Origin of the sequence: Mesorhizobium sp. M7A.F.Ca.US.006.01.1.1 (genome assembly GCF_003997935.1) — a bacterium.
Lineage (GTDB): Bacteria > Pseudomonadota > Alphaproteobacteria > Rhizobiales > Rhizobiaceae > Mesorhizobium.
In genome coordinates, this window is the sequence record NZ_RZQL01000012.1 from 41,706 (window position 1) to 55,561 (window position 13,856).

15 protein-coding genes and 1 tRNA gene are annotated in these 13,856 nt (G+C 62.4%); 4 read left to right on the forward strand and 12 right to left on the reverse strand.

Annotated elements, in window-relative coordinates:
• Nucleotides 1-7: 7 nt before the first annotated feature.
• The 8 genes from recJ to EN943_RS04245 all read right to left on the reverse strand — a co-directional run bounded on the left by recJ (nt 8) and on the right by EN943_RS04245 (nt 7,209).
• Entirely contained in the window at nt 8-1,792 is a 1,785-nt protein-coding gene (recJ, locus tag EN943_RS04210) for a single-stranded-DNA-specific exonuclease RecJ (protein ID WP_127411626.1), read from the reverse strand.
• 179 nt (nt 1,793-1,971) lie between these two features.
• The gene (locus EN943_RS04215) at nt 1,972-2,205 is read right to left on the reverse strand and encodes a DUF6434 domain-containing protein (RefSeq protein ID WP_127321553.1); all 234 of its coding nucleotides are present in this window, start codon (nt 2,203-2,205) and stop codon (nt 1,972-1,974) included.
• Between the two features lie 73 nt (nt 2,206-2,278).
• Nucleotides 2,279-3,262: a class II fructose-bisphosphatase gene (glpX, locus tag EN943_RS04220; protein ID WP_127411627.1), complete on the reverse strand. Its 984-nt coding sequence runs from the start codon at nt 3,260-3,262 to the stop codon at nt 2,279-2,281.
• A gap of 202 nt (nt 3,263-3,464) precedes the next feature.
• Nucleotides 3,465-3,632 (reverse strand): Thivi_2564 family membrane protein, encoded by a 168-nt coding sequence (locus EN943_RS04225; protein ID WP_127411628.1) that lies wholly within the window; start codon nt 3,630-3,632, stop codon nt 3,465-3,467.
• 71 nt (nt 3,633-3,703) lie between these two features.
• Complete coding sequence (locus EN943_RS04230; protein ID WP_127411629.1) at nt 3,704-4,060, reverse strand: hypothetical protein; 357 nt, start codon at nt 4,058-4,060, stop codon at nt 3,704-3,706.
• Between the two features lie 133 nt (nt 4,061-4,193).
• A complete protein-coding gene (locus EN943_RS04235) occupies nt 4,194-5,507 on the reverse strand; it encodes a homoserine dehydrogenase (protein ID WP_127411630.1) in 1,314 nt (437 codons plus the stop codon).
• A 47-nt stretch (nt 5,508-5,554) separates the two neighbouring features.
• A complete protein-coding gene (locus EN943_RS04240; protein ID WP_127411631.1) occupies nt 5,555-6,772 on the reverse strand; it encodes an LL-diaminopimelate aminotransferase in 1,218 nt (405 codons plus the stop codon).
• A gap of 44 nt (nt 6,773-6,816) precedes the next feature.
• On the reverse strand, nt 6,817-7,209 hold the full coding sequence (locus tag EN943_RS04245; protein ID WP_127411632.1) for a hypothetical protein: 393 nt from the start codon (nt 7,207-7,209) through the stop codon (nt 6,817-6,819).
• A 97-nt stretch (nt 7,210-7,306) separates the two neighbouring features.
• Here EN943_RS04245 and phaC point away from each other — a divergent pair, with 97 nt between their 5' ends.
• From phaC to EN943_RS04260, 3 genes are all read left to right on the forward strand, one after another.
• The gene (gene phaC / locus EN943_RS04250; protein WP_127411633.1) at nt 7,307-9,142 is read left to right on the forward strand and encodes a class I poly(R)-hydroxyalkanoic acid synthase; all 1,836 of its coding nucleotides are present in this window, start codon (nt 7,307-7,309) and stop codon (nt 9,140-9,142) included.
• Nucleotides 9,143-9,358: 216 nt separating this feature from the next.
• Nucleotides 9,359-10,597 carry a YcbK family protein gene (locus tag EN943_RS04255; protein ID WP_127411634.1) on the forward strand — a complete coding sequence of 413 codons (1,239 nt, stop codon included), beginning with the start codon at nt 9,359-9,361 and terminating at the stop codon, nt 10,595-10,597.
• 245 nt (nt 10,598-10,842) lie between these two features.
• Nucleotides 10,843-10,917: transfer RNA gene (locus EN943_RS04260), tRNA-Glu, on the forward strand.
• 377 nt (nt 10,918-11,294) lie between these two features.
• Here EN943_RS04260 and EN943_RS37560 read toward each other — a convergent pair.
• Nucleotides 11,295-11,705: a hypothetical protein gene (locus EN943_RS37560; protein WP_164778068.1), complete on the reverse strand. Its 411-nt coding sequence runs from the start codon at nt 11,703-11,705 to the stop codon at nt 11,295-11,297.
• Nucleotides 11,706-11,734: 29 nt separating this feature from the next.
• Here EN943_RS37560 and EN943_RS04270 point away from each other — a divergent pair, with 29 nt between their 5' ends.
• The gene (locus EN943_RS04270) at nt 11,735-11,896 is read left to right on the forward strand and encodes a hypothetical protein (protein ID WP_127411635.1); all 162 of its coding nucleotides are present in this window, start codon (nt 11,735-11,737) and stop codon (nt 11,894-11,896) included.
• Between the two features lie 35 nt (nt 11,897-11,931).
• Here the strand turns inward: EN943_RS04270 and EN943_RS04275 are convergent, their stop codons facing one another.
• The 3 genes from EN943_RS04275 to EN943_RS04285 all read right to left on the reverse strand — a co-directional run.
• Nucleotides 11,932-12,339 carry a TadE/TadG family type IV pilus assembly protein gene (locus tag EN943_RS04275; RefSeq protein WP_127411636.1) on the reverse strand — a complete coding sequence of 136 codons (408 nt, stop codon included), beginning with the start codon at nt 12,337-12,339 and terminating at the stop codon, nt 11,932-11,934.
• Complete coding sequence (locus tag EN943_RS04280) at nt 12,329-12,754, reverse strand: TadE/TadG family type IV pilus assembly protein (RefSeq protein WP_127411637.1); 426 nt, start codon at nt 12,752-12,754, stop codon at nt 12,329-12,331. Before EN943_RS04280 ends, EN943_RS04275 begins: the two co-directional genes overlap by 11 nt.
• 18 nt (nt 12,755-12,772) lie before the next feature.
• A partial coding sequence (locus EN943_RS04285) for a hypothetical protein (protein ID WP_127411638.1) occupies nt 12,773-13,856 on the reverse strand: 1,084 nt, incomplete at its 5' end.

Below are 13,856 nucleotides of genomic sequence, written 5' to 3' on the forward strand. Positions count from 1 at the left end.
TCAAAACCTACGCGCGAGCCGCATCGGTGATGCGAAACTGCACGGTGCGGTTGCCGTTCCAGTAATTGCCCGACAGCGAACCGGCGACGTGGATTGTCTTGCCCCGGTTCTTGAACAGGAATTCGCCAAGCGCGGTATCGACGGCGCGAAAGGCGATCGCCTGGATGCGGCCGCCGCTTTCCGATTGCAGCTCGACGCGGATGTGGTTGGTGCCGACCGGCCGCGCATCGGCCAATCGGTGGCGCGGCAACGCGAAAACGGGGGCAACGTGCCCGGCACCGAAGGGTCCGGCCTGTTCCAGCGCGTCGAGCAGGCTGAGCGTCGCGCCTTCAGCGGCAAGCGCACCGTCGATCGCCAGGCTTTCCTCGCCCTGCAGCCGAAACACATCGGCTGCCGCCCGCTCTTCGAAAAACGCCCTGAGTTCGCCAAGCCTTGCCCGCTCCACGGTGATGCCTGCCGCCATGCCATGGCCACCGCCCTTGACGATCAGCCCGGCAACGGCCGCCTCGCGCACTAGCCGGCCGAGGTCGAAACCCGAGACCGAGCGGCCCGAACCGGTGCCGATGCCGTTGGCGTTGAAGGCGATGGCGAAGGCGGGCCGCCGGGCATGGTCCTTCAGCCGTGAGGCGAGCAGGCCGACAATGCCCGGATGCCAGCTGTTGGAGGCGGTGACGACGATAGCCGGGCCATTGCCGCCGGCAAGCTCTGCATCGGCCTCGGCGCGCGCCGCCGCGAGCATCTCCTGCTCCATCAGCTGCCGTTCCTGGTTGAGCCTGTCGAGCGTCTCGGCAATGGTGCGCGCCTCTACCGGGTCGTCGGTCGCAAGCAACCGGCTGCCAAGTGCGGCATCGCCGATGCGTCCGCCGGCATTGATGCGCGGGCCGATCAGATAGGCCAGATGGAAAGTGCTGATCGGCTCGCCGATGCGCGACACCCGTGCCAGCGCCGCCAGCCCTTCATTCTTCTGCTGGCGCGCCATCTGCAGCCCCTTGACCACGAAGGCTCGGTTGACGCCGGTCAGCGGCACCACGTCACAAACGGTGGCCAATGCCACGATATCAAGCAGCGAAAGCAGGTCCGGCGGCGTGGCATCGGCCATGCGGCTACGCAGGATCCTGGCCGTCTGAACAAGGGCGAGGAAGACCACGCCGGCGGCACAGAGATGGCCCTGCCCGGAAAGGTCGTCGTCGCGATTGGGATTGACGACGGCAATTGCCGCCGGCAAGGCGCCGCCGACCTGGTGGTGGTCGAGCACCACGACATCGGCCCCGGCCTCATTGGCGGCATCGATGGAAACGGCGCTGTTGGTGCCGCAATCGACGGTGACGATCAGCGTCGCGCCACGCGACACAAGTTCGCGCATGGCATCCGGGTTGGGCCCATAGCCCTCGAAAATACGGTCCGGAATGTAGATTTCCGACGGCACCGAGAAATGCGTGAGGAACCGCTTCAGCAAGGCCGACGAAGCGGCGCCGTCGACATCATAGTCGCCGAAGATCGCCACCTTTTCCCTGGCCATCACCGCCGCGGCGATGCGGGCCGCCGCCCTGTCCATGTCGGTCAGCGATGCCGGATCCGGCAGAAGATCGCGGATCGTCGGATCGAGGAACCGCTCGGTCTGCTCGGCGGTGACGCCACGGCCGGCAAGCACGCGTGCGACAATGTCGGGCACGCCATGACCTTGCGCGATGGCGAGCGCGATCATGTCCTGCCGCTCCGTCAGCCGATGTTCCCAGGAAACCCCTGATACCGACTGCCTGACATCGAGGAAGAGGCGTTTTTCGCCGGTCATACGCTTTGCCAACTCATCGTTGGCCGCACGATAATGCATGTCGCCCATAAGTGCGCAGCGGTCTCGGGACGACGACCTGCATTGGCAACAATTTAAAGCGTGTCGCGTTCATGCGACGCTCTATAGGCCAAAGGCAGGCAAAGCCAAGCGATTCACGGTGTGCGCCGTCCCGGAATAGGTCAAGAAAACTGCGCTTTCCGTTTTTCAGCCTGGCGCCGAAGCCATTCGTCAGCCGCATCGCCCATCGTCTTTTCCACACCGTCCTTGAGCCAGGCCATGAAAGGCCGGTCGAACCTGAATGCGTCGCCGCATTCCCGTATGAGAAAGCGACGCACATTCTGGGTGTTGCGATAGGACTTTGTGATGGCGGTGGCACGCGAAATCGGATCCGCATGCCAGTCAAACGGTTTCATCGTCAAATCCTTGCAGCCAGCATCGGATGCGCCCGAATGGCTAACAATTGCAAGGTCGCTTCGCAAGTGAGCGTCAGAACTTATCCAGATCCTGATGGCGGGCCTTGATCTCGCGCACCGTCCGCGACGATGAGCGCAGCACGATCGTGTGGGTGGTGATGTAATTGTGGCCGAACTTGACACCAGCCAGCATGTTACCGTCGGTGACACCGGTGGCCGCAAACAGCACATCGCCGCGCGCCATGTCCTCCGTCCGATAGACCCGTTTCGGATTGGAAATACCCATCTTTGCCGCGCGAGCAACCTTTTCCGGCGTGTCGAGGATCAGCCTGCCCTGCATCTGGCCGCCGGTGCAGCGCAGCGCGGCAGCGGCCAGCACGCCCTCGGGTGCTCCGCCAGTGCCCAGATAGATATCGATGCCGGTTTCTTCCGGGTCCGTGGTGTGGATGACGCCGGCGATATCGCCGTCGCCGATCAGCCGGATCGCGGCACCCGTGGCGCGCACGGCATCGATCAGCCTGGCATGACGTGGCCGGTCGAGAATGCAGGTGGTGATATCCGATATGGCCACGCCCTTCGCCCTGGCGAGGCTGGCGATGTTCTCAGCCGCCGAGGCGTCGATGTCGATGACGCCGTCCGCATAGCCCGGACCGATGGCGATCTTGTCCATGTAGACATCGGGCGCAAACAGCAGGCTGCCCTTCTCGGCGATGGCGATGACGGCGAGCGCATTGGGCAGGTTCTTGGCGCAGATCGTTGTGCCTTCGAGCGGATCGAGCGCGATATCGACCGCCGGACCTTTGCCAGTGCCGACTTCCTCGCCGATGTAGAGCATCGGCGCCTCATCCCGTTCGCCTTCGCCGATCACCACCGTGCCCCTGATGGAAAGCCGGTTGAGTTCCTGGCGCATGGCATCCACGGCGACCTGGTCGGCCGCCTTTTCGTCGCCGCGCCCGCGCAGCCTGGCGGCCGCGACGGCGGCTCGTTCGGTGACGCGCACCAGTTCCATGGTGAGTATCCGGTCAAGGCCGGCGACGATGTTCTGGGCCACATTCATCTGGTGATTTCCTCGTTGGCAATACGGCCTCCCGCCGGGGCGGGCCTGTTTTGTCAAACGAGCATGACAACGGCAAGACCCACCGAAAATTTTGTCGAATAGTTAGCAATATCAATCGATTAAATCGAATTTTGAAACAACGGCGGCCCGGTCGAAAGAACCGGGCCGGTATGGGAAATTGAACATTGCGGCCCTTCGGGGCCTAGAAAACCGCGAGATATCTGAGCAGCGAAATGATGCCGATGATGATGACGATGACTTGCACGATTTGTCTCATCCGACCGTCGAGCGGCAGGCGCTGCACCAGGTAGAGAACGAGGATGATAACGAGGAATGTAATCAGGATACTGATCAACGCGGATGAAGCCATGGTGCCCTCCTTGAAATGATGTGCTGAAAACAGGAAAATGAGCCGGAAAAACCGGCCCTATCGCACCGCAGTCAATACCAGCGGCGCGACGTATCGTTGGTAGACTGGCCAATGGCGAAGCCGGCCAGAAAGCCGAGCAGGCCGATCACGCCGACCAAAGCTGTCGTCGTACCGGGATTTTCACGCGCGACTTCCGAAACAGCTTGGGCCTGGCTGCGCAATTGCTGCGCCGTGCGCGACGCGCGGGTGGCGGCAGTGTCGTACAACTCGGACGCCTGCTCGCTGGCGTCATCGAGCATTTCCGCGCCCCGCGCCGAAATGCTCTTGTTGATCTTGGTGATCTCCCTGCGCAGTTCGGCAATCTGCTTTTCCAGCGTCTTCTGGATGTCGTCGATATTGGGGGTGTCGGATTTGTTGGTATCGGCCATGAAGCGGTTCCTCTGGTTGCTGACCAAGAGAACGGCGTCGACGCGAATTCGTTCCGGTCTGTGGCGGCTGCCTGCCTCCAGACCGGAGCTCAATGCCTGCGGAATTCTTGTCCCGCGCGACTGTCGGACAAAGCTACCCTGCCCGCTCGATGCGGATGACCTGCGGCTTGTCGGTCAGATGTCCGTCCTTGGTGATGCCATCGACGGCCTTGCGCACGGCGGCCTCCGTCGTCTCGTGGGTGACGAGGATCACCGTCTTCTGTGCCGCCGCCTCGCCGTTGACAGCGTGCTGGACGATCGATTCCAGCGAGATGTCGTTATCGGCCATGCGCTTGGCAATAGCGGCAAACACCCCGATGCGGTCATGCACGGTCAGCCGGATGAAGTAGCCGCCGGCATGGCTGCGCATCTGCGCCTTCTTGTAGGGTTTCAGCTCCTTCGTCGGCCGTCCGAAGACCGGACCATGCTGGAATCCTGGCCGGCTCTTGGCGATGTCGGCGATGTCGCCGATGACGGCCGATGCGGTGGCGTTGCCGCCAGCACCAGGGCCTGACAGCAGCAGCTCGCCCAGAATGTCGGTTTCGATCGCCACCGCATTGGTGACGCCATGCACCTGCGCGATGACCGACGCGGTCGGCACCATAGTCGGATGCACGCGCTGCTCGATGCCGCTCTCGGTGCGCTGGGCGACACCCAGCAACTTGATCCGGTAGCCGAGATCGGCGGCGGCGCGGATGTCGGCCTGGGTGATGTTGGAAATGCCTTCCATGTAGATGTCGTTAGCGGCGATCCTGGTGCCGAAGGCAAGGCTGGTCAGGATCGACAGCTTGTGCGCGGTGTCGTGACCCTCGATGTCGAAGGTCGGATCGGCCTCGGCATAGCCCAGCCGCTGCGCGTCCTCCAGGCACTCGTCGAACGAGATGCCCTCGGCCTCCATGCGGGTCAGGATGTAGTTGCAGGTGCCGTTGAGAATGCCGAACACGCGGGTCACCGAATTGCCGGCCATCGCCTCGCGCATCGTCTTGATGACCGGAATGCCGCCCGCCACAGCCGCCTCGTAGTTGAGCAGCACGCCCTTCTTCTCGGCGATCTCGGCCAGCGCCACACCATGCTTGGCCAGCAGCGCCTTGTTGGCGGTGACGACGTGACGGCCGGCTTCGAGTGCCGCCTTCACCGATGAGCGCGCCGGACCCTCGTCGCCGCCGATCAGTTCGACGAAGACGTCGATTTCGGCGGTCTGCGCCATCTTGACCGGATCGTCGAACCACTTTGCCGAGCTGAGATCGACGCCGCGATCACGCTTCTGGTCGCGCGCCGAGACGGCGGTGACGATCACGTCGCGGCCGCACTGGCGGGTCAGTTCCACAGCCTTGTCGCGCAGCACGCGCGCCACCGACGCGCCAACGGTGCCGAGGCCGGCAATTCCAACACGCAATGCTTCAGCCATGTCCGGCGACGTCCCTCAAAGTCAGATCGAATTTGCGTGCGGCAAGCTTACCGGTGAGCGGAGAGCGGCACGACATTGTTGGGCTGCTTGGCGCTGGTCGACAGGAAGCGCTTGATATTGCGCGCCGCCTGCCGGATCCTGTGCTCGTTCTCGACCAGAGCGACGCGCACGAATTCGTCGCCATGCTCGCCGAAGCCGACACCGGGCGCCACGGCCACGTCGGCATGCTCGATGAGCAGCTTGGAGAATTCGAGCGAGCCGAGATGCTTGAACGGCTCCGGGATAGGCGCCCAGGCGAACATCGAGGCCGCCGGTGCAGGAATGGTCCAGCCGGCGCGGCCGAAGGCGTCGACCATCACGTCGCGGCGTTTATGGTAGATGTCGCGCACCTCGGCGATGTCGGCGCCGTCGCCGTTGAGCGCGTGCGCCGCCGCCACCTGGATAGGCGTGAAGGCGCCGTAATCGAGGTAGGACTTCACCCGCGTCAGCGCCGAGATCAGCCGCTCGTTGCCGACGGCAAAGCCCATGCGCCAACCGGGCATGGAGAAGGTCTTCGACATCGAGGTGAATTCGACGCAAACGTCGATCGCGCCAGGCACCTGCAGCACCGAAGGCGGCGGATTGCCGTCGAAATAGATCTCCGAATAGGCAAGGTCGGACAGGATGATGATGTCGTTCTTCTTGGCGAAGGCGACCACATCCTTGTAGAAATCGAGCGAGGCGACCAGCGCCGTCGGGTTCGACGGATAGTTGAGGATCAGCGCCAGCGGCTTCGGGATCGAATGCTTGACGCCGCGCTCGAGCGCCGGGATGAAACCGTCGTCCGGCTCCACCTGCAGCGAGCGGATGACGCCACCCGACATGATGAAGCCGAAGGCATGGATCGGATAGGTCGGGTTCGGGCACAGGATCACGTCGCCGGGGGCCGTGATCGCCTGCGCCATGTTGGCGAAGCCTTCCTTCGAGCCAAGCGTGGCCACCACTTGCGTGTCGGGATTGAGCTTCACGCCGAAGCGCCTGCTATAGTAGGCGGCCTGGGCGCGGCGCAGGCCCGGAATGCCGCGCGACGAGGAATAGCGATGCGTGCGCGGGTCGCGCACGACCTCGCACAATTTGTCGACGATAGCCTTGGGCGTCGGCAGGTCCGGATTGCCCATGCCGAGGTCGATGATGTCGGCGCCACGCGATCGGGCGCTGGCCTTGAGCCGGTTGACCTGCTCGAACACGTAAGGCGGAAGCCGGCGAACCTTGTGAAATTCTTCCATGGCAGTTCCAGACAGCGAAGGGGTGTTGGGCGCGCGCTATATACTTATTTGCAGGTAGGGTCGAGGGCGGGGTCGCATTTGGCTTCGATCTGCTTCAGCGTTTCGTCGCCATGCTTCTTGGCCAGATCCGTCAGCGCCGCCTGGTTGGCGACCTTGGGGCCGCCGCCCTTTGCCGCCTGCGCATTCTCATCCGCCTTCAATTGCGCGAGCTTGGCGTTCTTCTCGGCTTCGGTGAACTGAGGCGCCGCCACTTGCGGCTTGATGTTCAGGTTCGGAAAGGTGCCGGTATCCTTCGGCCCCGTACCCGCAGCGACCGGCGTCGGGCCATTCGTGTTGGCGCTCGAGCACCCGGCAATCCCGATGAGGACGATCGCCGCGCCGATGCGGCAAAAACGTCCGGCACCGAAAAAAGCAGTCTCGCCAATATTAATCGTCATATTGTTTCCTTGGCAGCCGAGGTAGAGCGAGATTGGCCCAGTCGGATGTCCCATGTTAATATGTCAAGAAAAGGCCTCGGGAGGAACCCCGCCAACCATGTCCAAAACACCCGATTCGGGCAAAGCGGAAGATGACGAGCCTTCGACCGTCGAGCAATATCTGGTGAAGGACCCGGAACGCTTCGCCCTGAACATGGCGCGCATGATCGAGCAAGCCGGCAAGGCCGCTTCCGCCTGGGCCGAGCCGCGCGAAAAAGGCGACGTACGCGACCATGTGGCCGAGCCCGTCGTCGATATGGTGAAGACCTTTTCCAAGCTCAGCGAATACTGGCTTGCCGATCCGCAGCGCGCGCTGGAAGCGCAGACGCGGCTGTTCTCCGGCTATATGACGGTCTGGGCCAACGCCATTCAGCGTACCAGCAACGCCGCGCAAGACACCGAAGACGCGGTCAAGCCGGAGCGCGGCGACAAGCGCTTCCTCGACCCGGAATGGGGCCGCAACGCCTTCTTCGATTTCCTCAAGCAGGCCTATCTCGTCACCTCGCGCTGGGCGGCCGATCTGGTCGAGCACGCCGAAGGTCTTGACGAGCACACCCGCCACAAGGCCGGCTTTTACGTCAAGCAGGTGTCCAACGCCATCTCGCCGTCGAATTTCATCCTGACCAATCCGGAACTGTTCCGTGAAACCGTCGCCTCGAACGGCGAAAACCTGGTGCGCGGCATGAAGATGCTGGCTGAGGACATCGCCGCCGGCAAGGGCGACCTGAAGCTGCGGCAGGCCGACTACTCGCCCTTCGAGATCGGCAGGAACATCGCCACCACTCCCGGCAAGGTGGTCGGCCGCAGCGACGTCGCCGAAATCATCCAGTACGACCCGGCGACCGAGACGGTGCTCAAGCGGCCCCTGCTGATCTGCCCGCCATGGATCAACAAATTCTACATCCTCGATCTGAACCCGCAGAAATCCTTCATTCGCTGGGCGGTTGAACAGGGCCACACCGTGTTCGTCATCTCCTGGATCAATCCGGACGAGCGCCACGGCACCAAGAGCTGGGAAGCCTATATCCGCGAGGGTCTGCAATACGGCCTCGACACGGTCGAGAAGGCCACCGGAGAACGCGACGTCAACGCGATCGGCTATTGCGTCGGAGGCACGCTTTTGGCGGCGGCACTGGCGCTGATGGCGCAAGAGCGCGACGACCGCATCAAGTCGGCGACCTTCTTCACCACGCAGGTCGACTTCACCCATGCCGGCGACCTGAAGGTGTTCGTCGACGAAGAACAGGTCGCCGCTGTGGAAAAGTCGATGAGCGAAAAAGGCTATCTCGACGGCACCAAGATGGCGACCGCCTTCAACATGCTGCGCTCAGGCGACCTGATCTGGCCCTATGTCGTCAACAACTACATGCGCGGCAAGGATCCCCTGCCCTTCGACCTGCTCTACTGGAATGCCGATTCCACCCGTATGGCCGCAGCCAATCACTCTTTCTACCTGCGCAACTGCTATCTTGAGAACAACCTTTCGCAAGGCACGATGCAACTGGCGGGCCACACGGTCTCGCTCGGCGACATCACCATCCCGGTCTACAACCTTGCCTCCAAGGAAGATCACATCGCGCCAGCGCTTTCGGTGTTCCTCGGCTCGAAATATTTCGGCGGCACGGTCGAGTATGTGATGGCCGGGTCGGGCCATATCGCCGGTGTCGTCAATCCGCCGGCATCCAACAAATACCAATATTGGACCGGGGGCACGCCGACGGGTGACTTCAGCCAGTGGATAGCCAACGCCACCGACCATCCAGGATCCTGGTGGCCGCACTGGCAAGACTGGATAGAGGCCAAGGACAACACCCGCGTGCCTGCCCGCAAACCGGGCAAGCATATGAAAACCTTGGGTGATGCTCCCGGCACCTATGTGAAGGTCCGTGTGTAACGGACTGTAATGTGTGGTGAGTTGACGGGCCGCTAAAAGCGGGCGAAATGGTGTCGTCAACCATCAAGCGGCCGTAATTCGGCAATCACCGCAAAAATACTTTCAGGCTTGCGGATTTGACACAGGTCTCGTTTCCGGATCGGAGACAAAGGTCACCTTGGCACCGACGAATGCGTGCGGCACCAAGGATATACCGACCGGGCATCGAGGGGGAATTTGACTTTGAAATCAGCAGGATGGAGCCTCGCAAAGGGAGAACGCCGCGCCATTGTGGCAGCGCTCTGCTCCTTGCTTCTGGCCTCCTGCACTTCGGCTGGCGACCCGACAATGTCGGTCGGAATGCCCGGTTACAATGCCACCGCATCCGACATAAGCGCTGCCTCCAGCGGCAAGGCAATCGTCACTTCCGATTCGACCGAGCAGACGACCGTGATGACGGCGAGCGATACGGCGCTGCCTGAAAAGGCCGCCTATGTGCCTATGTCCAAACCGGGAGCTGCCTTTCCGCTGACCACGCCGGCGGGCGCCGAAACCATCGTTGGAAACACGCCGCAGTCGCTGACGCAGCAGGCACAGACCGCGCAGCAGACCGACGCGGTCGCCCAGCAGATTGCCGCGGCCGACGGCGACGTGGCGGCGCCGAAGCCCGCCGCCGCTCCGGCCATGAACAACCCGGTCTATGTGACGGCTGGCGAGATGCCGCAGGCCGAAGCACCAAAGAAGAAAGGCTTCCTGGCCTCGATGTTTGGCGCAACGCCAGCCTCGGCGACACCAGCCCCCCTCATCAGCAACGCCCGGACGGATGAGCAGCCCCCGGCGCAGGCAAAAGCGTCGCCAGCAGCGGCAAAGCCGATCATCACGCTTGCCTCGGCCAATTCCACGGCCAAGCCGGTGCAGCTGGCTTCGATCGGCGGCGATACCGGCCACGTCACTGGCAGCGATGCCCTGCCCGGCGTGCGCCAGACGGCCCTGTTCGAGATCAAGCGCAAGTCCGGCCTCGATGACGAAAGCGACGTCGACCTCAACGAGGATGAGGGGCCGGTCGGCGGTTCCTATCAGGTTGCGTCCGCCGCCGGCATGGCCCGGTTGGCACCCAACGGGCTGCTCAAACAGAACGAAAGCGTCGATGTGGCCTGCCTGAAGCCGTCGCTGGTGCGCGTGCTGAAGACGATCGAAGGCCACTACGGCCGCAAGATGACGGTGACGTCAGGCTATCGCGACCCGGCCCGCAACCGGCGCGCCAACGGCGCCAAAAATTCGCTGCACATGTATTGCGCCGCCGCCGACATCCAGGTGCCCGGCGTTTCGAAATGGGAGCTGGCGAGCTACATCAGGACCATGCCCGGCCGCGGCGGCGTCGGCACATACTGCCACACGGAATCGGTTCACGTCGACGTCGGTCCCGAGCGCGACTGGAACTGGCGCTGCCGCCGGCGCAGCGGCGGTGACGGCTAGCAGCGCAGATCTGAGATCTGCTGGCGGCCAAGATCGTTCCGTTGGGCATTCCGAATATCGGATTGGCCGAGGCCTTCCCAACTTCATCATTCCGGAGCAGAGCGATGTGGCGTCCCTGCTAATCGTCAAGCTCGTCAACCCTCGGGAAATCGTTGATTTGGCAGGCCCGGAAAAAAGTTGTCCAAGGTGGCACCTGACGGGTTGCCGGTTGCGCACAACGCCAGTATAAGCCGCTTCGTCTGAGCGCGCCCATCGTCTAGCGGTTAGGACACCGCCCTTTCACGGCGGTAACAGGGGTTCGATTCCCCTTGGGCGTACCAGAAAAATTTGCGTTTGGCGCAAACCTCCCTCCCAATGTTGGCCAATTTCCCTTGGCTCTGCTGCTGTCTTCAACTGACGCGCAGTCTTCCGCGATCACACCATAGGCTCACGCGGTCACACGGCTCATAATCCTGCTACAAAGTGGTCGATTCCTCAGGGATGTAGCCGCTCCAAGAGCCCGCCGCAGGTCGCCCCCGTGGCGGGCTTTTCATTGCACGGTCGAGTTAGGCTTTCACGGCACCGACAACGGGAGAAGACCAGCAGTGGTAAGTCTCCGTATTTGCCTGGTTTGCGTGCGGGAGCCTACCTGAAACGGGGTGCCCGCCGATCAAGACGACCGTCTTCAGCGCTTCAACCGGCATCCGCCAATGCGAAGTCAAAAGCCTGTTATAATCCACGGATTGGAGTCGTATCCAAGACGCGGCTCTGCCTTTGCGCCGCTATCTTCCGATTTGGCGGTTCCGGTGAAACCGCAGTCCAGATTTGGAACGGGCTTCTTGGCTGACGGGTTGGTGGAACACAAGGTGGCGGCGTCACTGACCGCCGCCTTCTTTTCCTTGGCAACAGCGACACCAGTCGCAGCGAAAACGACAGCCGCGCAGAATATAGCTACTCTCATTGGAACCCCCACATTGCATCCGACAGATCGTCGGACATGACGTAACGTCACCTTAATATTAGCATTAATGAATATATAATCCAGCCCCATGCCCATCAAAAGCAGGCCGAGTGCCGAGCTTGCATCGCGGACCGCTAAAACCGATGCCATCTGGACACCAGCCGGCATGAGTCGCATTCTGCTCGTGGGAGAGGGACGTGGATCAACAAAACACAGGGGCTGATCAGGCCAAACGCTGGCGAGACCGGGCCCTGCGCGGTCGCCGGAGGCGTCTGTCACACAACATCGTGTCGTGGGCGCTGATCCTGATGGCTATAGCCATTCTCGGTGGTCTGATCACGCTCAAAGCGTACAAGTGAGCAGAGCCCGGCGCGCGAGGCTATCAGGCCACAGCCTAGCCGCCGCCAAGCAGCGGCACGGTAACGGTTGTCGCGTAGTTGATGGGGAAGGAACTGAAATAGGGGAAGTCGATGACGAAAGCATAGGCGGCGGTCAGATGCGCCATGCGGAAGCCGCCGCTCACCGGGTCGATGGCGATCGTGACGTTCACGTCCTTGAACCCCAAGGCCTGCAATTTCTGCGTGGCGATCGATTGAATGTCGGCCTGGGTCAGCGTGTTCTTAAGCTGCAGCGAGCGCGCTGACGTCTCCAGCGTATAGCGAACACTGGAGACCGAGTGCATCGACCAGCCAAAGGCGAATATTCCGAACAGCAGCATGACAAGGAAGGGCGCGATCAGCGCGAACTCCAGCCCCGCCCCGCCCGATCCATCCCGCCGGAACGCGCTTACTCTAGCGGACACGGATCGTCTCCTGGTGACCGATGACGGTGGAAGTGGCAAAGGCGCCGAAGGCAATTGGCGGCACCCAGGTGCCCGATGCCTGTATCTGGACATAGACCGCTGGCACCTTCGGCCCACTGCACATGGTGGAAGCGTCGACCACGGTTGTCCCGCACATACGGATGTGGCTTAGCGTGACCTGGCCGTCTTCCGGCCGATTTTCCCAACTCGCAATGGCAAGGGCCTGGGTCGCCGCATCATCGGTCGATCCGCTCATGACCAGGTTCGCGGCGGTCTTCACACCGGCGCGCATCGACAGTGAACTCGTTACGTAGGACCAGCCGTCCAGAATACCAAGCAGCACCAGGCACAGAATGGGCAGCACCATCGCGAACTCGACCGCCGCAACGCCCGCATCATCGCCAAGGATGGGCATCGATCGGCGCCCCACGAGCTACTCGACCAGCGCCACGGACGGCGCGGCCGGAATGTCGTCTATTCCGAGGCTTGAGCAATCCTGATTGATGGTTGAGTTGCCGGACCATTGGATCGTATCGGCGACGACCCGGGTGCAGCCGCCATTGCCCGAGAAGTTGCCAAGATAGTTCACTTGCTGCTTGGGGAAGTAGATGGCTCCGGTCAAAAGCGAGTCCGCGGTGCCGTTGAATGTGCTGGATGCGCTGTTACCGGTCCTGTCGCCATAGAACAGAACGCCTGAATAGCTGCCCGAAGTCGGCGCGCTGAGCTGCACGGAGGCATTGCCATTCATGCTGACTGTCGAACTGCCCGACATGAAGATGGTCACCCCGCTGCCGGTGATGGCGGCGTTGGCGTTTATTCTGAAACTGCCCTGGACGACATAGACGCCGGGCGAAAGCGAGACATTGCCCTTCAGGTTCATGCCGCTGCAATAGGTGCCTGGACCGAGCGTTGTCTTGTTGTCGTTCTGGCAGGGGGTCGAGGCCGTCGGAGCCGGCAAGCCGGCAAATGGATCGGCGGCAGGCAGCGCCTGGGTGATCGGGGCGGCGCAGACGGTGGTGACGGGATTGCTGAGAGAGACGCCGCCCGCCGAGATCACGCATTTGGCCTGGAGACCCGCCGAGCCCTGAAGCTTGACGGCATCGGAAGCGATGGAATTGGACATGACCGAGCAGCCGGTCAGCTTAACGCTGGTGCTGCCGGAAAACAGCACCGCCTGCGACGCGGACGGATCGAGCGCGAGCACGCAGGCACTCGAGGCATCGGTAATGACGGCCACCGCCCTCGCCTGTTCGGGAACCTTTTCCTGTGTGAAGATCAGGGTGAACATCCGGTCGAGCTTCTGGCTGACGATCACCTCGACCGCTTTTTTCGCCGTATTCGGTCCGGACGCCGGCGGCGTATTGACGACGATCGTGCCCGAGCCCAGCCCGTTCGACACTGCCGACTGGGTCGCGGCCGCGACGATGGCCGGCTTGTCGGAACCCCAGATCTGTTCGAGCGCTCCGGCATAGGCGGCTGCATCGGCCGTCGCCTGCAATCTCAGGCTGTTGTAGTAC